The organism is Curtobacterium sp. MCBD17_008, from assembly GCF_003234475.1.
GTDB lineage: Bacteria > Actinomycetota > Actinomycetes > Actinomycetales > Microbacteriaceae > Curtobacterium.
On the sequence record NZ_QKTK01000001.1, the window covers coordinates 1 to 21,878 of the forward strand.

General features: G+C 73.0%; 20 protein-coding genes. 11 read left to right on the plus strand and 9 right to left on the minus strand.

The features are described 5' to 3' along the window. The 4 genes from DEI95_RS00005 to DEI95_RS00020 all read left to right on the plus strand — a co-directional run. On the plus strand, positions 1-334 hold a 334-nt coding region (locus DEI95_RS00005), incomplete at its 5' end, for a Wzt carbohydrate-binding domain-containing protein (RefSeq protein WP_146243555.1). 1 nt (position 335) lies between these two features. Next, a complete protein-coding gene (locus DEI95_RS00010; protein ID WP_220036607.1) occupies positions 336-1,475 on the plus strand; it encodes a glycosyltransferase family 1 protein in 1,140 nt (379 codons plus the stop codon). After that, positions 1,472-2,332 (plus strand): glycosyltransferase family 2 protein, encoded by an 861-nt coding sequence (locus tag DEI95_RS00015; RefSeq protein ID WP_110824513.1) that lies wholly within the window; start codon positions 1,472-1,474, stop codon positions 2,330-2,332. Before DEI95_RS00010 ends, DEI95_RS00015 begins: the two co-directional genes overlap by 4 nt. A 50-nt stretch (positions 2,333-2,382) precedes the next feature. After that, entirely contained in the window at positions 2,383-3,507 is a 1,125-nt protein-coding gene (locus DEI95_RS00020) for a glycosyltransferase family 2 protein (RefSeq protein ID WP_111059013.1), read from the plus strand. A gap of 49 nt (positions 3,508-3,556) precedes the next feature. Here the strand turns inward: DEI95_RS00020 and DEI95_RS00025 are convergent, their stop codons facing one another. From DEI95_RS00025 to DEI95_RS00040, 4 genes are all read right to left on the minus strand, one after another. Beyond that, entirely contained in the window at positions 3,557-5,521 is a 1,965-nt protein-coding gene (locus tag DEI95_RS00025; protein ID WP_111059014.1) for a glycosyltransferase, read from the minus strand. 2 nt (positions 5,522-5,523) lie between these two features. Then, on the minus strand, positions 5,524-6,387 hold the full coding sequence (gene rfbA / locus DEI95_RS00030) for a glucose-1-phosphate thymidylyltransferase RfbA (RefSeq protein WP_110889936.1): 864 nt from the start codon (positions 6,385-6,387) through the stop codon (positions 5,524-5,526). 12 nt (positions 6,388-6,399) lie between these two features. Beyond that, a complete protein-coding gene (locus DEI95_RS00035; protein WP_110824517.1) occupies positions 6,400-7,008 on the minus strand; it encodes a dTDP-4-dehydrorhamnose 3,5-epimerase family protein in 609 nt (202 codons plus the stop codon). A 76-nt stretch (positions 7,009-7,084) separates the two neighbouring features. Beyond that, on the minus strand, positions 7,085-8,206 hold the full coding sequence (locus tag DEI95_RS00040) for a glycosyltransferase (protein WP_110824518.1): 1,122 nt from the start codon (positions 8,204-8,206) through the stop codon (positions 7,085-7,087). Between the two features lie 130 nt (positions 8,207-8,336). On the opposite strand from DEI95_RS00040, the gene DEI95_RS00045 reads away from it, so the two are divergent. The 3 genes from DEI95_RS00045 to rfbD all read left to right on the plus strand — a co-directional run bounded on the left by DEI95_RS00045 (position 8,337) and on the right by rfbD (position 11,212). After that, a complete protein-coding gene (locus tag DEI95_RS00045) occupies positions 8,337-9,278 on the plus strand; it encodes a glycosyltransferase family 2 protein (RefSeq protein WP_111059015.1) in 942 nt (313 codons plus the stop codon). A 99-nt stretch (positions 9,279-9,377) separates the two neighbouring features. Further along, entirely contained in the window at positions 9,378-10,364 is a 987-nt protein-coding gene (rfbB, locus tag DEI95_RS00050; protein ID WP_110824520.1) for a dTDP-glucose 4,6-dehydratase, read from the plus strand. Beyond that, positions 10,361-11,212 carry a dTDP-4-dehydrorhamnose reductase gene (rfbD, locus tag DEI95_RS00055; protein ID WP_110824521.1) on the plus strand — a complete coding sequence of 284 codons (852 nt, stop codon included), beginning with the start codon at positions 10,361-10,363 and terminating at the stop codon, positions 11,210-11,212. Before rfbB ends, rfbD begins: the two co-directional genes overlap by 4 nt. A 172-nt stretch (positions 11,213-11,384) precedes the next feature. On the opposite strand, the gene DEI95_RS00060 is transcribed toward rfbD, so the two are convergent. Continuing rightward, positions 11,385-12,359: a pentapeptide repeat-containing protein gene (locus DEI95_RS00060; protein WP_110824522.1), complete on the minus strand. Its 975-nt coding sequence runs from the start codon at positions 12,357-12,359 to the stop codon at positions 11,385-11,387. Further along, positions 12,356-13,915, minus strand: coding sequence for a hypothetical protein (locus DEI95_RS00065; RefSeq protein WP_111059016.1), 1,560 nt, complete (start codon positions 13,913-13,915; stop codon positions 12,356-12,358). Before DEI95_RS00065 ends, DEI95_RS00060 begins: the two co-directional genes overlap by 4 nt. Positions 13,916-14,039: 124 nt before the next feature. Here DEI95_RS00065 and DEI95_RS00070 point away from each other — a divergent pair, with 124 nt between their 5' ends. The 3 genes from DEI95_RS00070 (at position 14,040) to DEI95_RS00085 (ending at position 17,297) form a co-directional block, all read left to right on the plus strand. Further along, on the plus strand, positions 14,040-15,182 hold the full coding sequence (locus tag DEI95_RS00070; protein WP_111059017.1) for a glycosyltransferase family 1 protein: 1,143 nt from the start codon (positions 14,040-14,042) through the stop codon (positions 15,180-15,182). Between the two features lie 125 nt (positions 15,183-15,307). Continuing rightward, positions 15,308-16,045, plus strand: coding sequence for a hypothetical protein (locus DEI95_RS16510; protein ID WP_181436144.1), 738 nt, complete (start codon positions 15,308-15,310; stop codon positions 16,043-16,045). Between the two features lie 268 nt (positions 16,046-16,313). Beyond that, positions 16,314-17,297, plus strand: a complete 984-nt coding sequence (locus tag DEI95_RS00085) for a GH25 family lysozyme (protein WP_111059020.1) — start codon at positions 16,314-16,316, stop codon at positions 17,295-17,297. A 31-nt stretch (positions 17,298-17,328) separates the two neighbouring features. Here the strand turns inward: DEI95_RS00085 and purE are convergent, their stop codons facing one another. The 3 genes from purE to DEI95_RS00100 all read right to left on the minus strand — a co-directional run bounded on the left by purE (position 17,329) and on the right by DEI95_RS00100 (position 21,211). Beyond that, positions 17,329-17,835 (minus strand): 5-(carboxyamino)imidazole ribonucleotide mutase, encoded by a 507-nt coding sequence (gene purE, locus DEI95_RS00090; RefSeq protein ID WP_258367369.1) that lies wholly within the window; start codon positions 17,833-17,835, stop codon positions 17,329-17,331. Between the two features lie 124 nt (positions 17,836-17,959). Then, positions 17,960-19,966: a glycoside hydrolase family 6 protein gene (locus DEI95_RS00095; protein WP_181436145.1), complete on the minus strand. Its 2,007-nt coding sequence runs from the start codon at positions 19,964-19,966 to the stop codon at positions 17,960-17,962. A gap of 108 nt (positions 19,967-20,074) precedes the next feature. Then, positions 20,075-21,211 (minus strand): 5-(carboxyamino)imidazole ribonucleotide synthase, encoded by a 1,137-nt coding sequence (locus DEI95_RS00100; protein ID WP_111059022.1) that lies wholly within the window; start codon positions 21,209-21,211, stop codon positions 20,075-20,077. Positions 21,212-21,346: 135 nt separating this feature from the next. On the opposite strand from DEI95_RS00100, the gene DEI95_RS00105 reads away from it, so the two are divergent. Then, positions 21,347-21,847, plus strand: a complete 501-nt coding sequence (locus DEI95_RS00105) for a GtrA family protein (RefSeq protein ID WP_111059023.1) — start codon at positions 21,347-21,349, stop codon at positions 21,845-21,847. Positions 21,848-21,878 lie beyond the last annotated feature (31 nt).

Here is a 21,878-nt window from a genome sequence, read left to right on the forward strand (position 1 = left end):
CCTCGTCGTCCGCGCGACGTTCTCCCACACCACGGTCCTGCCCGAGTGGCGCGCGGGCATCAAGATCGAGAACCACCTCGGGCACCCCGCCTTCGGCATCGACAGCCGACAGCTCGAGACCCGTCACGACCCCCTGCGCGGGACCGCGACCGTCGAGTGGCACCTGCACGACCTGCGGCTCGGCGGCGGCCAGTACTTCGTGCACGTCTTCCTGGCGAAGCCGAACGGGGAGCACATCGTCATCCAGCGCGAGGCGGCGCGCTTCGTCGTCGTCGACGAGGACACGCAGTCCGGGATCGCCTGGACGCGGACCACCGAGCGCCAGGTCAGCTGAGGTGCGGGCACTCCCCGTGCTCGTCGACGCCACCTCGATCCCGCCGAACCGCGGCGGCGTCGCCCGCTACATCGCCGGGCTGCTGCAGGGCCTCGCCGAGCTGGACGTCCGTGTCGACGTGGTCGTCAAGCCGGGCGACCTCGCCTGGTTGCGCGGGATCGCACCCGGACACCGCTACCACGCGGCACCGCGGTGGACCGCCTCCCGCCCGCTGCGCCTCGTGTGGGAGCAGACGCTGCTGCCGGTGACGGCGCGTCGCGTCGGCGCCGAGGTCCTGCACAGCCCGCACTACACGTTCCCGGTGACCCGGGCCTCCCGGACGGTCGTCACCCTGCACGACGCGACGTTCTTCTCGGACCCGGCCGCGCACTCGCGCCTGAAGGTGCTGTTCTTCCGGACCTGGACCCGTCTCGCACGGCGACTGGCCCGACGGACGGTCGCGCCGAGCGCGGCCACCGTCGCCGAGCTCGACCGGTTGGCGGGTCGGTCCGCGCGTCCCACGGTCGTGGCCCACCTCGGGGTCGACCGCACGCTCTTCCGGGTGCCGACGGCCGCGGAGACGGCCGCCTTCCGTGCGGAGCACGCGCTCTGCGACGACGCGTGGATCGCCTTCCTCGGCACGGTCGAACCGCGCAAGCGGGTGCCGGAGCTCATCGCCGCGCACCGCGCGCTCACCGCACGGGCCGCCGACGGTGGCGGCGCGGCGGTGCCGGCGCTGCTGGTCGCCGGCGGACTCGGCTGGGACGAAGACGCACGCGCCGAGCTCACCGCCGCGGGTGACGTCCCCGGTGCCCCGGTCCGCTACCTCGGGTACCTGCCGGTCGAGGAGCTCCGCGCGTTCCTCGGGGGCGCGCGCGTCGTGGTCTACCCGAGCACCGCGGAGGGCTTCGGCCTGCCGGTGCTCGAGGCGATGGCCTCGGGCGCGGACGTCCTCACCACCCGTCGACTGGCGATCCCCGAGGTCGGCGGCGACGCCGTGACCTACACCGAACCGGACGCCGGCCCGATCGCGGACGCCCTCGCGGCGCTGCTCGCCGAGGCGCCGGAGGTCCGCGCCGAGCGGGTCGCACGCGCCGAGGCCCGCGCCGCGACCTTCACGTGGGCCGCGTGCGCCGAGCGCCACCTGGAGGTCTTCGCATGAGCACGGACACGCACCCCGCGCGGGTCGCCGTCGTCACGGTCACGTACGAGTCGGTCGACGTCCTCCCCCCGTTCCTCGCGTCGGTGCCGGCCGCCAGCGGACGCGACGTCGAGGTCGTCGTCGCGGACAACGACTCCACGACCGCCGACGAGCTCCGCGCGGTCACCGAGGCCGCCGGTGCCCGGTTCGTCGCCGTCGGTGCGAACCTCGGCTACGGTGCGGCCGTCAACCGGGCCGTCGCCACCCTCGCCCCCGAGGTGCGCTGGGTGCTCGTGTCGAACCCGGACGTCGTGCTCGAACCGTCCGCCCTCGACCGGATGGTCGCGACGGCGGAGTCCGACCCGACGATCGGCGCCGTCGGCCCGAAGCTGCTGGAGACGGACGGGCAGGTGTACCCGTCGGCGCGGCTCGTGCCGTCCCTCCGCACCGGTCTCGGGCACGCCGTGTTCGCGAACGTCTGGCAGGACAACCCGTGGACGAGGCGGTACCGGCAGGACGGCGACCACACCGGCCGCCGTGACGCGGGCTGGCTCTCGGGCGCGTGCGTGCTCGTCCGCCGCGACGTGTTCGACCGCCTCGGCGGGTTCGACGAGGGCTTCTTCATGTACTTCGAGGACGTGGACCTCGGCTGGCGGATCGGCCGGAGCGGCTACCGGAACGTGTACGAACCGGCCGCCGTCGCCACACACGTCGGTGGGACCGCGACCCAAGGGTCCTCGGACCGGATGCGCCGTGCGCACCACGAGAGCGCCTACCGCTTCCTCGCGCAGAAGTACTCGGCGTGGTGGCTCTGGCCGCTCCGCGTCGCGCTCCGGGTGGCGCTCACCGTCCGCGCCCGCGCCACGCACACGCGCTGAACCCCGATAACCTCTCAGGGAGCATCCCCACCCGAACCGGAGCGCACCCCATGATCCTCGCCGTCACCCTGATGGTCCGCGATGAAGCGGACGTCATCACCGCCTGGCTCGACCACCACGTCGCACAGGGCTTCGACGTCTTCGTCATCACCGACAACGGGTCGGTGGACGGCACGGCCGAGCTGCTCGCCGCCTTCGCCGAGCGGGACGACGTCACGGTGGACCTGCGACACGACCCGGTGCACCGGAAGCAGCAGGGCGTCGTCGTCACGACGATGGCGCGCGAGGCCGCATCGGTCCACGGCGCGGACTGGGTCGTCAACGCCGACGCGGACGAGTTCATCGTGCCGGTCGACCGGACGCGGACGGTCCGGCAGGTCTTCGAGGAGCTCGACCCGGTGGTCGGCGCGTTCTTCGTGCCCGTCGTCAACCTCACCGGCGCGATGGCCTCGTCCGGTGCCGGCCTCGAGCGTCTCCACTGGCGGGACGAGCGCTCCGTCGACGAGCTGCGTGCCGCCGGCCTGGTCGCTCCCCCGACCCCGAACACCGTCCACGTCGGCGACCCGGGCGTCACCGTCGTGCAGGGCAACCACCGGGCGAGCGTCGCGAACGGCGCACCCGTGCCGGCCGGGCTCGAGCTCGAGGTCCTGCACCTGCCGTGGCGGTCCTGGGCGCAGTACGAACACCGCGTCGACGTGAGCGGTCGGAGCTACGAGGCGAACCCGGACCTGACCCCGAGCCCCCGGCACCACGGCATGCGCGACTACCGGCGGCTGCAGGAGGGGGTGCTGCAGGCCGTGTTCTCGCTCCGCTTCGTCACCGACGAGGACGCCGCGACCGGCCCCTTCACCCGCGACGACACGATCGCCGAGGTGCTGCGTCGGGCCGGCTCGACAGCGCTCGACACCCCGGCCGAGCCCCTCGTCCCGGCCGACGAGCTCCACGAGCTGCAGGCCCTCGGGCGTGCGGTCGCGTCACGCGACCAGCGGATCGACGAGCTCGAGGACACCGTGCGCGCGGCCGAGGCGACCGCGACGACGCTGCGGGAGACCGTGCAGTTCGAGCGGGAGCGCGCCGAAGCCGCCCGGGCCGAGACGGCGGCGTTCCGCCAGCGCCGGATCGTGCAGGTGGCCGACCGGGCCGCCGGTCTGGCGCGCCGGGTCCGCTCGCGCTGACGTCGGACAGCGCCCGGGCCGAGCCCGGCTCGATGCGGGCCGGACCGGGTCAGGTCGTCCGGTGCTGCCGGTACTGCCGGACGGCGTCCACCAGCGTCTCCGCTCGCCGGCGGAAGGAGTGCTCGGTCCCGATCCGCGCACCGCGCTCGGCGCGTTCGTCGTCGGAGGCCGTGTCCCGCCGACCCAACAGCGTCCGCAGTTCGGCGACGCCGCGGTAGGGCAGGACCGCCCCGCCGAACAGCTCCTCGACGCCGGGCACAGGGTCCGTCACGACGAGCGCACCCGACGCGGCGGCGTCGAACAGCCGGTTCGACAGGAAGCCGTCCCGTGCCATGTCGTCCCAGTGGTCGTTGAGGACCACCCGGGCGCTCCGGTACAGGGCCGGCAGGTCCTCGTTCGGCACGAACGTCCCGCGGTGCACCCCCTCCGGCACCAGGCCGGCCCAGCCCTCGCCCCACACGGCCAGGTCCGCCCCCGCCTGCAGGGCGTCCGAGACGACCGGCCGGAACACCTGCCGGGTCTTGCCGACGAACACGGTGTCCAGGCCGGCGTACGCGTCCTCGGCGGCACCGGGGTGGAAGCGGGCCGGATCGGTCGCCTGCAGGAGCGGGGCCACCGGCAGGCCGGTCGCCGCCTCGGTCCGCTCGGCCCACACGGGCCCGGCCGCGAACCGCAGGTCGTACCGGGCGAGTTCCGCGGGCGTCACGAGGTCGGGGTGCGAGATGACCCAGAGCACGTTGGTGGCCGAGGGGTGCACCGGGGTGTCGTCGAGCCCGCGCAGCGTCAGGGTGACGTCGTCCAGGTGCTCCGACAGCGGACGGGCGTGCGACTCGCGGTGGTCCACCACGACCTCCTGCCCGAGGGACCGCAGGGCCGCGGCCAGGTCGCGCGCGAAGAACGTGTCCCCCCAGTCGTCGCCGCGCGGGCCGGGGTGTGCGGCGATCCGGACCGACCACCGGAGCCGCTCGCCGCGCTCACGCGCCGTCAGGCGCGACGGGCCACGTTCGGCTCGGAGGACCGGTTCGCGGAGGGCCACCGGTGCCGCGGCGGGGTCGGCGGCCACGGTGCCCACGGCGAGCTCGAGCGCGGCGAGCACCCGCTCGGCGCTGTCGTCGCCGCGGTCCCGCCACACCGCCAGGGCGTCCGCGCCGTCGGTGTCGATGCGCCGCTCACGGACGGTCCCGGTGCGGTAGACGCGACCGAGCGGGAGCACGACGCACGTGCCGCCGGCGGCGTCGGCGGTGTCCCGGGTCAGTCGGGCGACCGCGGTGCGGGTGTCGACGGTCCGGACCGGAAGCGCGAGGTGCGCTGTGCGTGCCGCGAAGCAGGGCTCGTCGCCGGCGAACACCGCGACACCGTCGGGGAGCCGCTCGGCGTCCTCCGCCGGGTGCCCACGCAGCAGGGCGGCCACCGGGGCGGTGCCCTGCACCAGCGCCGCGCCCGCACTCGCCACCACGTCGTCGGGGGTGCGGACGACGGGGACGGCGACGACGGCCTCCCGGTCGGATGGGACGGTGCCTCCCGCTCCCGCCGGCGCGACGGCGGCGACCAGTGCGGCGGCGGCGCCGTCCGGCAGCGCGATCGACGCGTCCTGCACGAGCACCAGCGGGGCGCGCAGCAGCGGCCGGGCGGCGGCGACCGCGCCGCCCCAGGTCGCCGCGACGGTGTCCCGGGACACGGTCCAGCCGTCGCCCGCCGTGACCGGCGGGTACGTGCTCGTGGGCCCGGCGTGGACGTCGTACACGGTGACGACGACGCGAGCTGCCCCCGCCGCTGTCAGCGCCCGCACGGTCGGCACGTGGGCGCCGTCCCGGTACGCACCCTCGGCCACCGTGACGACGGCGTCGAACGCTCCGGACGGGCCCGGCTCGACGACGGGCGACGCCGTCTCGAGTGACGTGTCGACCGGGAGGCGCGGCCCGGTCCCGTCGGACGGCCCCGCGTCCACAGCGCGCGCGTCCGACGTCGGCCGGACACCGGCCAGGGTGCGCCGGAGCCGGTCACGCAGCGCCACGGTCAGCCGCGGAGCAGGTTCTGCAGGTAGACGCCGTAGCCGCTCTTCGCGAGCGGAGCGGCGAGCGCCGCGAGGGCGTCGTCGTCGATCCACCCGTTGCGCCAGGCGATCTCCTCGATGCACCCGATCTTGTGGCCCTGGCGATCCTCGATGACCTTGACGTACTCGGACGCCTGCATCATCGACTCGAAGGTGCCGGTGTCGAGCCACGCGGTGCCGCGGTCGAGGACCTCGACGCCGAGCGTGCCCGCCTCGAGGTAGCGCTCGTTGACGGTGGAGATCTCGAGCTCGCCGCGGGCGCTCGGTTCGATGGTCTTCGCGATCTCGACCACGTCGTTGTCGTAGAAGTACAGGCCCGGGACGGCGTAGTTCGACTTCGGTTCGGCCGGCTTCTCCTCGATCGAGACGGCGGTGAAGTCGTCGTCGAACTCGACCACGCCGTACGCGGTCGGGTCGGCCACGTGGTACGCGAAGATCGTCGCGCCCTGCACGGTGTTGTTCTTCTGCAGGCTCGTGCCGAGGCCGGTGCCGTGGAAGATGTTGTCGCCGAGGACCAGGGCGACGCTGTCGTCCCCGATGAACTCCTCACCGATGACGAACGCCTGCGCGAGGCCGTCCGGGGAGGGCTGCACGGCGTACTGGATGTCCATGCCGAGCGCCGACCCGTCACCGAGCAACGCCCGGAACTGGTCGTTGTACTCCGGCGTCGTGATGACGAGGACCTCGCGGATGCCGGCCATCATGAGGGTCGACAGCGGGTAGTAGACCATCGGCTTGTCGTAGATCGGCATGAGCTGCTTGCTGATGCCCTTGGTGATCGGCCAGAGACGCGTGCCGGATCCCCCGGCGAGGATGATGCCCTTCATCGGCTGCCCCTCCTAGTTCTTCGTCCGGAGCGACTCGGTGTAGGCGATGCACTCCTCGTACGTCGGGAGGAGCCCCTGCTCCGCGGCCTGCTCGAGGGTCGGAGCGCTCGTGTCCTTCTCGGACAGGACCGGCTCGCCGATGCCGTCCGGCAGCTCCAGGCCCACCGTGGGGTCGAGGATGCTGATGCCCTTCTCGCGCTCGGGGTCGTAGTGCGCGCTGACCAGGTAGTTCACCGTGCTCTGGTCCTCCAGCGCGACGATGGCGTGGCCGAGTCCCTCGGACAGGTAGACGGCACGGCGGTCGACGTCGTCGATCCGGACCGCGTCCCACTGCCCGAACGTCGGGGAGCCGACGCGGATGTCGACGATGTAGTCGATGAACGCGCCGCGGACGGCGGTGACGTACTTCGCCTGGCTCGGTGCGACGAGGGCGTAGTGGATGCCGCGGGCGACGCCCTTCGACGAGATCGACATGTTCACCTGCCGCAGGTCGAGCGGGTGTCCGACCGTCTCCTCGAGCACGTCGGCGCGGTAGGCCTCGAGGAAGGCACCTCTGGCGTCGCCGTGCTGGACGGGCGTGAACTCCCACGCGCCGGGGATCTTCAGTTCGCGGATCTGCACCGCTGCAGCCTAGCAAGGGGCAGGTCCGCCGCGGGGAGCGCCCCCGCACGCCGTGCGGACGCCTCGCCCCGGCGACTCAGGACAGACCGAGCGCAGCCCGCCAGGCGCGTTCGCCGGGCTGGTCGACCCCGACCGTGCGCTCCGTCAGGACGTACCGGCGAGCGCGCGCCACCCGGTCGTCGGCCTCGCGGATGGCGGTGCGCAGGGCCTCCCGCCACGCCGCCGGGTCGTCGCCGGCGAGCAGGCCGCCGTGCCGGTCCGCGCCGCGGTAGGACGGCCGGTCGGACCCGACGAAGGGCAGCCCGAGCATCGTGTACTCGAGGAACTTGAGGTCGCTCTTCGCGTCGTTGAACCGGTCCTCGGTGAGCGGGGCGACCCCGGCGGACCAGCGTCCGGCGTGCGCGCGGAGGAACGCGACGAAGTCCGGGTAGTGGGTGGCGTCGCCCGGCAACGGCAGGCGGTCGAACCAGGTCGCGTCGTCCCCGGTCACGCCCACGACCTCGAGCCGGACCGGACGGCCATCGTCGTCCGTCGCCTCCGCGAAGACCGGGCGCAGCAGGTCGAGGTCGCCGCCGTGCGTGGCGCTCCCCATGTAGAGCACGCGACGGGTCCCGCCGGTGTCACGGGCGCGCGCCTCGTGCGCGTCGGCGTCCCAGAGGCCGGGTTGCACACCGTTCGGCACGACCACCGCGTCGACGCCCTCCGCGGCGAGCACCCGCCGGAGCGGCTCGGTGGACACCACGACCGCATCGGCGGACCGCACCACGCGGTCGACGGCGGCGAGGCGGTCGGGGTCGTACTCGGCCTGCGCCAACCGGGCACGGGCCTCCGGGGTGAAGAAGTCGTCGTCGACCTCCGCGACGACCCGGGTGCCCTCCCGCGCTGCGCGGGCGAGGGCGGCGTCGAGCGCGGCGAGCGGGAACGCGTCGCGCTGCACCAGGAGCACGTCGAGGTGCGCGGTGTCGGAGCCGTCCGCCCAGCGCACCGGGTCCACCTGCGCGACCCGTGCAGCGCCGGAGGCGGCGAGTGCGGTCATCCTGCCGGTCACGCGGACGTGCGCGGAAGCGGGGTGCACGCCACCTGCGCCGTGCACGACGAAGCCGACGAGCGGCGGGGTCGGAGCGGACGGGGTCGGAGCGGACGGGGTCGGGGTGGTCCGCCCCAGGAGACGGGCGACGGTCGACCGGAGGGCTGCCATGGCCCCATCGTGGCACGCGGGCACATGAGGCTGCATAGACTTGGCAGTCTGTGCGCCCACGTAGGATGGTCGCCGACTTCCCACACCCGGATCACCGCGCCGGCCGACGACACCAGGGACCCACCGACTCGTGAAACTGTTCGTCCAGATCCCCTGCCTCAACGAGGAGCAGACGCTCCCCTCGGTCCTCGAGACGATCCCGACCTCGATCCCGGGCATCGACGAGATCGAGGTCCTGATCATCGACGACGGTTCGACCGACCGCACGGTCGAGGTCGCGAAGGCGCACGGCGTCCGGCACTTCGTCCGGCACACCACCAACATGGGCCTCGCACGCTCGTTCCGCGACGGCGTCGACTACGCGCTCCTGCACGGTGCGGACATCGTCGTGAACACCGATGGTGACAACCAGTACCCGCAGGCGCACATCACCGAGCTCGTGCAGCCGATCCTGCGCGGCGAGGCCGACATCGTCATCGGTGACCGGCAGACCCGCACCATCGAGCACTTCTCCGGCTTCAAGAAGGCCATGCAGCAGTTCGGCTCCTGGGTCGCCAGCCGGGCCGCGGGCCTCGACCTGCCGGACGCCGCGAGCGGGTTCCGCGCGTACTCGAAGTACTCGCTCATCCGGCTCAACATCGTCACGCGCTTCAGCTACTGCATGGAGACCATCGTCCAGGCGGGCTACAAGCGCCTGGCGATCGCCAGCATCCCGATCACGACCAACGCGAAGACCCGCGAATCGCGGTTGTTCAAGAACATCTGGCAGCACATGTTCCAGTCCGGGTCGGCGATCGCCCGCGTGTACCTCATGTACCGCCCGATGGCCCTGTTCGCCTGGGTCAGCGCGATCTTCGGCGTCGCCGGGCTCATCCCCTTCGTCCGGTACCTGGTGCTCCTCTGGACCGACAGCGGCGGCAACCACCTGCAGTCGCTCATCCTCGGCATGGTGCTGATGATCAGCGCCCTGCTCTCGATCACCATCGGTGTGGTCGCGGACCTGACCCGGTTGAACCGGACGCTCGCCGAGGAGCAGCTCGACCTGCAGAAACTCGCGCGGTACGGGGACTGAGCGCCTCCTCCCCGGCGGCACGCCTCCCCCACTAGACTGCTGGCCGACCGCCGTCGGCTCCTCCGCCGACGCCCATCGGCCACCGAAAAGGAAACCAGCGTGAAGATCCTCGTCACCGGAGGGGCCGGCTTCATCGGCTCCAACTTCGTCCGTCGGACCCTGGAGGACGCCTACCCGGGTCTCGAAGGCGCCGAGGTCGTCGTCTACGACGCCCTGACCTACTCGGGCAACCTGGAGAACCTCGCCCCGGTGGCCGACTCCCCCCGCTACACCTTCGTGCAAGGCGACATCCGCGACGCCGCGAAGCTCGACGAGGTCGTCCCGACGGTCGACGCCATCGTGCACTTCGCCGCCGAGTCGCACGTCGACCGGTCGGTCCGCGACTCCGGGATCTTCGTCGAGACGAACGTCGTCGGCACCCAGCGCCTGCTCGACGCGGCCCTGCGCCACGGCACCGAGCGCTTCGTGCACGTCTCGACCGACGAGGTCTACGGCTCGATCAGCGAGGGCTCCTGGGCCGAGGACCGTCCGCTCGAGCCGAACTCGCCGTACTCGGCGTCGAAGGCCGGCAGCGACCTCCTCGCCCGCAGCTACCACCGCACGCACGGGCTGAACCTGTCGATCACGCGCTGCTCGAACAACTACGGCCCGTACCACTTCCCCGAGAAGGTCATCCCGCTCTTCGTCACGAACCTCATCGACGACCGGCACGTGCCGCTCTACGGCGAGGGCGACAACGTCCGTGACTGGCTGCACGTCGACGACCACACGCGCGGCATCGCGATGGTCCTGACCCGCGGTCGCGCGGGCGAGATCTACAACATCGGCGGCGGCACCGAACTCACGAACAAGGAGCTCACGCAGCTCCTCCTCGACGCCACCGGCAAGGACTGGTCCTACGTCGACCGCGTCGCCGACCGTCTCGGGCACGACCTGCGCTACTCGGTCGACATCTCGAAGATCCAGGCCGAGCTCGGCTACGAGCCGCAGGTGCCGTTCGAGCAGGGTCTGGCCGACGTGGTGCAGTGGTACCGCGACAACCGCGCCTGGTGGGAGCCGCTCAAGGAGCGCGCGGCCATCGCATGACCCGGTACCTGATCACCGGGGCGGCCGGCATGCTCGGCCAGGACCTGCAGCAGGCGCTCGCCGGTCGTGACGTCACCGCGCTGTCCCGGGCCGACCTCGACATCACCGACCAGGACGCAGTGGCCGCCGCCGTCGCCGGACACGACGTCGTCGTCAACGCCGCCGCGTACACCAAGGTCGACGACGCCGAGTCGCACGAGGACGACGCCGCCGCGGTGAACGCGCGGGGGCCGGCGGTGCTCGCCGACGCCGCGGTCGCTGCCGGTGCCCGGCTCGTGCACGTGTCGACCGACTACGTGTTCGACGGCAACGGGACGTCGCCCTACCGCGAGGACGAGCCGACCGATCCGATCGGCGCCTACGGCCGCACGAAGGCCGCCGGCGAGGCAGCGGTCCGCCGCATCGCTCCCGACTCGTCCATGGTCATCCGGGCCGCCTGGCTCTACGGTGCCGGCGGTCCGAACTTCGCGAAGACCATGATCCGGCTCGCCGGGTCGCACGAGACCGTGAGCGTCGTCACCGACCAGGTCGGGCAGCCGACCTGGACCGGCGACCTCGCCCGTCAGATCGTCGCGATGCTCGACGCCGAGGTCCCCGCGGGGATCTACCACGGCACGAACGGCGGGCAGGCGTCCTGGTACGACTTCACCCGTGCGATCTTCACCGAGGTCGGCCTGGACCCGGAACGCGTCCGGCCGACGGACAGCTCCGCGTTCGTGCGGCCCGCGCCGCGACCGGCGTACAGCGTGCTCGGGCACGACGCCTGGGCGCGGGTCGGGGTCCCGGCGATGCGGGACTGGCGGGAGGCCCTGCACGCGGCCGCCGAGGCCGGTGTCCTGACGGCCTGACGGCACACCACCGCGACACACACGAGCGGGGCGCCCGACCGACAGGTCGGGCGCCCCGCTCGTGTGCTGTGGTGCGCGGAGCGGTCGGGCGGACGCCGACCCGGCCGCGCACTCGCGGCGACCGGCGCTCCTCGACGTTCCCGGGCCTCCCGGCCGGCTGTCGGGTCGTCCGTCAGCCCGCGACGCGGAAGGTCATGTCCGCACGGACCTGCCGACCGTTGTCCGCGATGAACTGCAGTCGGGTCGTGCCCGCACGGGTCGGTGTCCCGGTGATCGTCTGCGACGCCGAGTCCCAGGTCAGCCCGGCCGGCAGCGGCTTCGAGAACGCCGTGACGATCGCGGGGAACGGGCTCTCCGCCTGCAGCTGGACCGATGCCGGCTCCCCGACCCGCAGGGACACGGTCGACGGGACGTCGAGCTGCGGCGGCAGCTTGACCTCGACGTTGCGGGTGTAGTTCAGCGTGTTGTCGTAGCTCGCGGCGGTGGTCAGGGTGCACTTCACGCCGTTGTCGCCCGGGTAGTAGAGCCCGACGCGCTTCGTGCAGCTGTTCGTCTCGATGCCCGGCTGGGTCCCGGACGTGATGGTGACCGGCACCGCGTCGTCCCCGTCGACCCACTCCGAGTACTCGGACGCGGCCAGGACTGTGTCCTCGATGACCATGCCGTTGATGCCCGCGCGGGTGAAGTCGGTGTCGGACAGCCGGGCACCCGTCAGGTCGGCCTTCGTCAGGTCGGCCTCGCGGAAGCGTGTGCCGGTCAGGTCGGCGCCGGTCAGGTCCGCGCCGTACAGGATGGCGCCGCTCAGGTCGGCGCCGCTCAGGTCCGCGCCCGACAGGTCGGCCAGGCGCAGGTCCACCCCGGCCAGGTCCTGACCGGCCAGGTCGTCGCCAGCGCACTCGCTGTGCTCGCTCGTGGACGCGCCGGGCACGATGCGGCAGGCGCCCACGGTGTGCACGCTCGGTGCCGACAGGAACTCGTACGCGACGGCCAGCACGACGAGCAGGACGACGACGAGCGCGATCGACCAGTGCAGGCGCGTCAACCGTGGTCGGACGGACCCGGTCCGGGTGGTGGAGCCGTCGCCGGCCTCCGGTGCGATCGCGTCGCTCAGGTCGGGCCCGGGGGGCATCGGTCGGTCGTCGGTCATGAGGACACCCCCGTCAGGAAACCGGGCAACAGGTGGAGGGCCATCGGCGTGTACCAGGACTCGCCCCGCGCGTAGGTGAAGAAGGCCACGGGTCCCGCGTACGTGACGAGCACGACGACGGCGAGGACCGCTGCCGGCACCGCGACCGTCCGGCGCAACCCCGGGGGCAGGGTCCGCCAGAGCGCGACCGCCGCGAGCACCGCGAACGCGAAGACGAGCGGCAGCACCGGGATGAGGTAGCGGCCGGAGAAGGCGTACTCGTTGTCCAGCCGCAAGAACGTCCGCAGGTTGAACAGGAACATCGCGACCACGTAGCTGCCGGCGACGACCATGCCCCAGATCAACGCCCGGGTACGCACGAGCGACCGGAAGGACACCAGGGTCGCGATCACGGCGATGACGAACGTGAGGGCGCCGGCGACCTGCACCCACGTCTCGACCTGCCAGGTCGTGTTCCGGCCCCGGTAGAAGAACATGCTCTGGAAGTAGGCGCTGATCCAGCTGCCCACGAACTCGAACACGTCGAACGGGGTCTGCGGCACCTGGTCGGCGATCGCCAGGTCGTGCGTCCGCTCCGCCCAGTAGTTGCGGCGGTAGATGTCGAAGGACAGGCACTCCTGGTGCGTGTGCAGCTTCGGGCAGGACGGGTTGAACTGGCCGTACAGCAGCAGGTTGCCGCCGATCCGTTCGACGAGCACCGCCATCGTCACGACGAAGAGCGCGGACCAGAGCGCCGAGGTCACCGGGTGCTCGACGAACGCCCGCCGGAACCGCTGCAGGGGGTGGGCGAAGGTCCGGAGCCCGTCGCGCTGCACGACGAGGACGACCGCCACCGCGACCGCGACGAGCACGAACGGAACGAACGTGTACTTGACGACGATCGCGGTCGCGCCGAACACGAGTGCCCGGAACAGGTCGGCGTACCCCTGTGCGCTCGACCGGATGAGCCGCGCGCAGTACAGCAGACAGAGGAAGAACAGCGTGTTCGCCGGGGTGTCGTAGGTGACGGCGGCGGCCTGCCACTCGTAGCGGCCGGTCCCGGCGAGCAGGAGGACGACGAGGGTGGCGACCCAGAGGGACATGCCCATCGAGCGGACCAGGCGGTGCACCACGAGGAGCCCGGCGGCTGCGATCAGGACGTTGAGGAAGCGGAGGGCCACGACGATGACGGAGTAGGGCGCGCCGACGTCGAGCATCGCCTTCACCGGGAAGCTCGTCACGTAGTAGTAGACGTAGCTCGGGAAGCGCTCGATTTCCCCCATCGACAGCAGCTGCGCGGGTGCGTCGGTGATGACCGGCCCGGCCCAGACGCTGCGGCCCGCGTAGTACAGGATGTTCGCGATGTGCCGGTTCTCGTCCGGGGCGATGGTGCCGACGTACGGCACGTGCCCGACGCCGTCGACGACCGGCATGTGGATCGCCACCGACAGCACCGCCCCGACGACGACGAAGAGTGCGATGGTGACGCGGGTCGTCCAGGAGTTCTCGAGGAGCCGGACGAGCCGGTTGACGTCGGTCAGGCCGCGGAGGTGCCGCGGTGCGATCGTGGTTGTCAAGGGTCCCCTTCAGTCCGTTCAACTCTAACGAACGACACGTCGTCGGCAGAACCGGGCCGAGGAGGTCGCTCCGGTCCGGCTGGTAGGGTCGGGGTCCGTTCACCAGCACCACGAGGAGCCGCCCATGCCCACACTCCGCGTGATCGTGGACCAGGTGATCGCACCGGTCCCCGGCGGGATCGGCCGCTACGCGGAGGAACTCACCCGGCAGCTCGTCGCCACCGCGCCGGACGGTTGCGACGTCGAGGCCGTCGTCTCCGCGGCGTCCGGAGCGGAGCTCCAGCGGCTCCGCACACTGCTCCCGGGTCTGAGCGGGCTGCAGCGGCTCGCCCTCCCCCGACGGGAACTCGCACTGGCCTGGCAGGCGGGTCTCGCCCACGGCGCCTCCGCCGGCATGGTGCACGCCCCGAGCGTCCTGGCACCCCTGGTCAAGCACGACCGGTTCCAGGACCTCGGCCACCAGACCGTCGTCACGGTGCACGACACCGTGCCCTGGACGCACCCGGAGACGCTCACCCCGCGCGGCGTGCACTTCCACAAGGCCATGGTGAAGCGGGCGTGGCGGCACGCCGACGCGGTCGTGGTCCCCACGCACGCGGTCGCGGCCGACCTCAACGCCATCCACCGGTTCGACGACCGGATCCGGGTCATCGGCGGCGCACCGGGCGGACGGCTCACGGTCCCCGTCGACGCGGACCTGCGGGCGGAACGCCTCGGCCTGCCCGAACGCTACGTCCTCGCCGTCGGGACACTCGAGCCGCGCAAGGGCCTCGCGTACCTGATCGAGGCGATGGCGCACCCCGACGCGCCCACCGACGTCCCGCTCGTGATCGCCGGCCCCGACGGCTGGGGCGACGTCGACGTGCACGGCACCGCCGAGCGGGTGGGTCTGGCTCCCGAGCGCGTCAAGGTGCTCGGGCGGGTGGACGACGCCGACCTCGCCGTCGCGTACGACCGCGCGTCGGTGTTCGTGTTCCCGAGCCTCGCCGAGGGCTTCGGGCTGCCCGTGGTCGAGGCGATGAGCTTCGGCACCCCGGTCGTGCACTCCGACGACGCGGCCGTGCGCGAGGTCGCCGCCGACGCGGGCGTCACCGTCGCCCGGAACGCGCTCGAGAGCTACCCGGAACGACTCGCGCAGGCGGTGTACCAGGTGGTCAAGGACCCGACCCTCGCCGCCCGGCTCGCGGTGGCCGGCCCGGACCGTGCCCGGATGTTCACCTGGCAGGACTCCGCCAACGAGGTCTGGCAGCTGCACGCCGACCTGTGACCGCACCGGGCACGCCGGCACGCGCGGTCGCCCGGCGTGGTGCTCGGGTCACGGGACGGCATCGCTTCCGTCGACGGCCGTGTCGGGTTCCCGGACGGCGCCGACCGGCTGCCATCATCGCTGGCATGAGCCGATCTCGTCGCACCCCGGTCCTCCTCACCTCGTTGACGCTCGCCGTCGGGCTGACGACCGTGCTGACCGCGTGCGCCGGTCCGGACCAGCCCGCGCCGACGCGGTCGGCGAGTGCGACCAGCACGCGGACCGCGACGCCGACCAGCACCCCCTCCGCCTCGGCCCCGACCGCCCCCGCGCCGACGACCGGGGGCGACGGCGCGTCCGCGGCGCCGGAAACCGGTGGCACCGCGCCCTCGACCGGTACGGGCGACGGCGGCGGTCAGAGCGACGGCAGCGGCCAGGGCACGGGCAACGGGAGCGGTGTCGACACCCCGGTCAGCGTGGACTGGTCGACGGTGACGGCCCAGGGCATCGCCGCGGCGGGCGGCGGCACCGTGGTCTCCCTCGCCGGCTCGGGTGACCAGTGGACCGTCCTGGTCGCGGGTCCGGACGGGTCGCTGACCCAGTCGGTCGTCTCCGCGACGCTGGGTCGCGTGACCTCGGGCCCGTTCCCCAAGGACGCCGACGCTGCCACGAAGGCCGCCAACGTCGCACGGACGGCGAACCTGCAGACCCGGGCGGACGCCGCCGCGGAAGCGGCGACCGGTGCCGTCGCGGGGAGCACCCTGAGCTCGCTCACGCTCGCGGGCACGGCGGCGGCGCCCTCGTGGACCGCCACGGTCAGCGCGTCCGGCACCACGAGCACCGTCCGCGTCGACGGCAGGACGGGCGCCGCCAGCGTCGGCTGACGCCGGGACACCACCGGGAGGCGCGCCCACCGTCGAGCGCACCGCCCCACTGTCGCCGGCCCAGCACGCGCCGCGCCGGACGTGCGCGGCGCGCGGACGTGCGGCGGGCCTCCCGTCCGGCTCCCGCTCCCCGGCGGACGCCGGTCCTGGCCGCTGGCCGCGGCGAGCACCCCGGACGACGGACACGCCCGGTACCATCGCTGCCGGAACGGCGGCGATCAGGGCCGCCACGACCGCAGCGACGACGCTGCGTCCTGGGGAGGACGACATGGGAACTCGACCACGCTTCCGTCGACGGTCCACGCTCGGGTTGACGCTCGTCTGTGCGTCGGCACTGGTCGGCGGGCAGGTGCTCGTGCCGGGCCTCGGCGCCGGCGCCGAGGCCGCCGGTGCGGCGACCGCGCCGGCCACGGCGACCACCGTCGCCGCCACCACGGGCCGGCCCGACCCGTCACTCGCGACGATGGACGCCGTCGGCGACCACGCGATGGGTGCGAGCATCGCAGCGCACGCGGCCCAGACCGGTGACGCCGCCGGCCGGGCCACGACCGTGCCGCAGGGGACGGTCGCACCCGAGTCGACGACCGCGGCCGGCGGCCCGCCCCCGGGCAAGGTGCAGGGCATGGACGTCAGCGCGTGGCAGCCCGACGTCGACTTCCGCGCCGCCTACCGCAACGGCGCGCGGTTCGCCTACGTGAAGGCGACCGAGGGCGTCACCTACCAGAGCCGGACGTACGTGCAGCAGTACGAAGCGGCGCGCGCAGCGGGGCTCGTCCGCGGCGGCTACGTCTACGCGCAGCCGAGCCAGGCCAGTGGGCGCGCGACCGCCGAGTTCTTCTTCAAGTCCATGGGCCAGTGGAACCCGGACGGGTGGACGCTGCCCCCGTTGCTCGACATCGAGTACGGCAGTGCCGCGCAGGGCACCTGCTACGGCCTGAGCTGGGAGCGGATGCGCACCTGGATCCGGAGCTTCTCGGACACCGTGCACCAGCGGACCGGTCGCTACCCGGCGATCTACACCACCACCGACTGGTGGAAGCAGTGCACCAACAACAGCATCCGGTTCGCCTCGAACCCACTGTTCGTCGCGATCTACCCCGTGCACGACTTCACCTCGCCGGGCACGCTCGGCCGGAGCTGGAAGCGGTGGACGTTCTGGCAGTGGGCCGCGAGCGGGGTGTTCCCCGGCGACCAGGACGTCTACTGGTCGTCGATGTCGAACCTGCGCGCGTTCGCCGCCAAGCGGGAGTGAAGGCGGGCCGCGCTGCGCCGCCGCCGCCGGCTCAGAGTGCGTCGCGCAGCGCCTGCGCCTTCCGCTCGACGACCTGCTCGAGGTCGGCCGCGTGCTCGCGCAGGGCTGCCGCGACCGCTGGGTCCGTGGAGCCTATGATCCGTGCGGCGAAGAGCCCCGCGTTGGCGGCACCGTTGATCGCCATCGTCGCGACGGGGATGCCCGCCGGCATCTGCACGATCGACAGCAGCGAGTCGAGACCGTCGAGACGAGCGAGCTGCACCGGCACGCCGATGACCGGCAGCGTGGTGACCGAGGCCACCATGCCCGGGAGGTGCGCGGCGCCCCCGGCCCCGGCGATGACGACCTGGATCCCGCGGTCGGCGGCCTCCCGTCCGAAGCGGATCATCTTGTCGGGCGTGCGGTGTGCGGAGACCACGTCGGCCTCGAAGGGGATGCCGAGCGCGTCGAGGGTCTCGGCGGCTGCGCGCATGGTGGGCCAGTCGGAGTCCGAGCCCATGATGATCGAGACGAGCGGTGCGGCGGTGGTGTCGGTCACCCGTCGAGCCTAGCCGCGCGGCTCCCCTGCCAGCGGCATCGTCTCCGCCGGGCGGTGAGCGGTCTGCGGTGCGCGCGGTCAGCGGACCCGGACCGTGTGGCAGCACGGTCTGCGGTCCGCGCGGTCAGCGGACCCGGACCGTGTGGCAGCCGAGCGACCGGTCGCCACCGGCCCCGATGCCCGTCACCGTGACGCAGACCGAGCGCCGCCCGGTCACGGCCGGCACCACGGCCGAGAAGCCGTGCGCCGTCCCGACGCCGTAGGAGCGGTCGACGTCCGCGCGCTCCGCGTCCGCGGTCACCGTGACGGCGGGACGACCCGAGACCCGGACGACGACCGCGGTGGCGCGGTCGGTCCGCTCCCGGTCGAAGGCCCAGCCGGAGACGGTGACCCTGCGGTGGCTCGCGGACACGACCTGCTCGAGCCGTGCGCGGGGCGCACTCGCGGCCACCACCACCCGCGTGCAGGTCCCCGTCGTGTCCGCGCCCGGGCCGACGTTGGTCGCACGGGCGCAGACCGTGTGCGTGCCGGCGCCCGCCGGGACGACGGCGTCGAAGCCGTGCGCGGTGCCGAGTCCCGCGAACGCCATCACGTCCGGGCGGGACCGGTCCGCGGCCACACTGCGGACGGCCTTCCCGCCGACGAGCAGTGCGGTCTGCACCGGGCTCGTCGGGTCGTCGGCGTCGGCGGCCCACCCCCGGACGCGGATGCCGCCCGCCACGACCGTCGCGGACTCGAGCACGACCGCGGGGTCGTGCCCGGTGACGCTCACCGTCTGGCACCCGAGCCGGGTGGTGACCCCCGCGACGGAGGTGGTGCTGACGCAGACCTCGTGACTCCCCGCAGCGGCGGGGAGCGTCAGGTCGTAGCCGTGGTCGGCGCCGACGCCGTAGGAGTCCGCGACGTCCTGCCGTGGCCGGTCGGCCGTCGTCGTGCCGGCGGTGGACCCGTCGACCCACACCCGGACGGGCAGCGGCGTCGTCGACGCCGTCTGGTCCGCCGCCCAGCCCGAGACACGGACGGTGGAGACACCACCGTCGACGCGGTCGACCGTCCCGATGGCGCTGGACGTCGTGGCGGTCGCGAGCGCGGCGTTCGCCACCAGGGCCTGTGCGTACGCGGAGTACCACTTGCCCGCTGCCGGTCCGCCGTTGCACGTGCCGTCGCTCGCGCCGGGTGTCTTCACCCAGAGCAGCGCGTCGAGTGCGGTGCCGTCCGTGACCACCCGCGGTGCGGTGCCCAGGCCGGCGCCCGGCGCGTTGCACCAGGTGCCGCGCCAGCCCTGCCCGTTCCGCGACGTGTCGATCACGTAGTGCGCGCCGCCGGTGAGCGCCGACACCTTCTGCGCGTACGCCTGCTCCTGCGCCGTCGGGTAGTAGTTGGCGACGTTGGTCGAGAACCCGCGCGCGTCCTGCACACCGGCCCGCTGCAGTCGCGCGGCCATCGTCGTCGGGGGCACCCAGTTCGAGTTGCCGGCGTCGAGGTAGGCGGGAACACCCGCCGCGGTGAAGGCGGCGACCGTGCGGGAGAGGATCCGGTAGCGCTGCTCGTCGAGCGTGGAGGTGCACGCCGCGTTGCTCAGCATCGCCAGCGAGTCCGGCTCGACGACCACCGCGGCCCGCTTGCCGGCCAGTCGGGCGACGATCTGGTCGACCCAGCCGTCGTACGAGCGCTCGTCGAAGCCACCCGCCGAGTAGCCGCCGCAGTCCCGGTCCGGGATCGCGTACACGACGAAGACCGCGGTCGTGCCGTTCGCCGCGGCGCCGGCGGTGGCGGTGTCGATCGTCTTCGTGAGCACCGAGCCCGTCGACCACTCGCCCAGCCAGGTCGCCACCGGGTACTGCGCGATGGTCGCCGCGGCGCGGGCACCGGCCGGGTCGGTGGTCTGCAGTGCGGTCGCGGCCTTCGCCGCCTCGCTCGTCGGGGAGCGGTACTGTCCGGCGCCGTAGAGCTGTGTCGACGTGGCCGTGCGCACGTCACGTGTCGCCGAGACCGCGGGGTCGGCCGGGACGACGGCGCCGACGAGCGACACGGCGGCCATGGCGGCGGCGGCGCCGACGACCAGGCGCGGGACGGAGGAGACGCGACGGAGGGTGCGGCGGGACACGGTGGGCTCCAGGACGGCGGACACGGACCGTCTCATCGCACCACTCCGGCCGGCACCTGACGAGTTCCCAGACCGGGTGCCACCCGCGCGGGTGACGTCGACGCGGGCGGCCCGCGAGTTCCCGTCCGACCGTCAGTCGTCGAAGTGCGCCGCGGCCGCCCGGGCCCGGTACACGACGTCGTCGACGTCCTGTCCGACGACCGTCACGTGGCCGACCTTGCGCCCCGGACGCGGGTCCTTGCCGTAGAAGTGGTACTTCGCCTCGGGGAACGCCTCGAGCGCCGCCGGGTAGCGAGCGGCCAGGTCACCGTCGGCGGGACCACCGAGCACGTTCACCATGACCGCGGCCGGCGCGTGCATCCCCGTCGCACCGAGCGGCAGGTCGAGGACCGCGCGGAGGTGCTGTTCGAACTGGCTGGTCGTCGCGCCGTCGATCGACCAGTGGCCGGTGTTGTGCGGCCGCATGGCGAGCTCGTTGACCAGGATCCGCTCGTCGTCGGTCTGGAACAGCTCGACCGCCAGCACACCGGTGACGCCGAGTTCCTCGGCGATCCGGACCGCGAGCGACTCGGCCTCGTCCGCGAGCCGCCCGGCACTCGCCGGTGCCGGCGCGATGACCTCCGCGCACACGCCGTCGCGCTGCACGGTCTCGACGAGCGGCCAGGCGACGACCTGCCCGGAGGGGCGCCGGGCGACGGACTGCGCGAGTTCCCGGGTGAACGGTACGAGCTCCTCGACGAGCAGGGCCTGCTCGGAGGCCGACTCGGCCACGGCGAGGAACCAGTCGTCGACGTCCGACGGGTCGTGGACCACCCGGACGCCCTTGCCGTCGTAGCCGCCGCGCGGCGTCTTCACGACCGCACGGCCGCCGTGCTCGTCGAGGAACGTGCGGAGCTCGGCCGCGTCGTGCACGACGGCCCAGTCCGGGACGGGCACGCCGAGGGCGGTCAGCCGGGTGCGCATCACGATCTTGTCCTGCGCCACCGCGAGCGCGTCCGGCCCCGGGTGCACAGCGACACCGGCGTCGACGAGCGTGCGGAGGACGTCCTGCGGCACGTGCTCGTGGTCGAAGGTCAGGACGTCGACGTCCCGCGCGAACGCGAGCACGGTCGCCGCATCACGGTGGTCGCCCTCCGCGGTGGCAGCGATCGCGGCGGACATGCCGGGACCCTCCGCGAGCACCCGGATGTCCAGACCGAGTTCGACGGCCGCGGGGACCATCATCCGGGCGAGCTGCCCTCCACCGACGACTCCGACGCGCAACGCCATCCTGTGTGTTCCTTCCGCCGTTCCCCGCGTGCTCCGGAGACCCGCTCGACTACACTCCTCCGAGGCCGATCGTCGATCCGCCTCGTCCCGACCCCGCTGGTCGGCCAGCGACAACTCTACGGACCAGGAGACCCCGTGCGCCGACTCATCGCACAGCTCGCGCGCTTCGGCGTCGTCGGAGCGGTCGGCTTCGTCGTCGACTTCTCGGTGTTCAACCTCCTCCGCGCCACCGTCCTCTCCCCCGAGCACGTCCACTCCGGGCCGTTCTGGGCGAAGGTCGTCTCCACGGCCGTCGCGATCGTCGTGAACTGGGTCGGCAACCGCTACTGGACGTTCCGGCACCAGCGCCGTTCGGTGGCCGCACGCGAGGGCGTCGAGTTCGTGATCGTCTCCCTCGGCGGCATGGTGATCTCGCTCGGCTGCCTCGGCGTCTCCCACTACGTGCTCGGCTTCACCTCGGCGCTCGCGGACAACGTCTCGGGCAACGTCATCGGACTCGCGCTCGGCACGGTGTTCCGCTTCTGGCTCTACAAGGTCTGGGTATACCACCCCGACCGCGTCGAGCAGGAGACCGCGCGACGCAGCACGGCCGGCACCGAGCCGGAGCGCGAACGGATGTCGGTCCGGGAGGGCTGACCGCCCGGCCAGGGCCCCATCGCGACGGTCC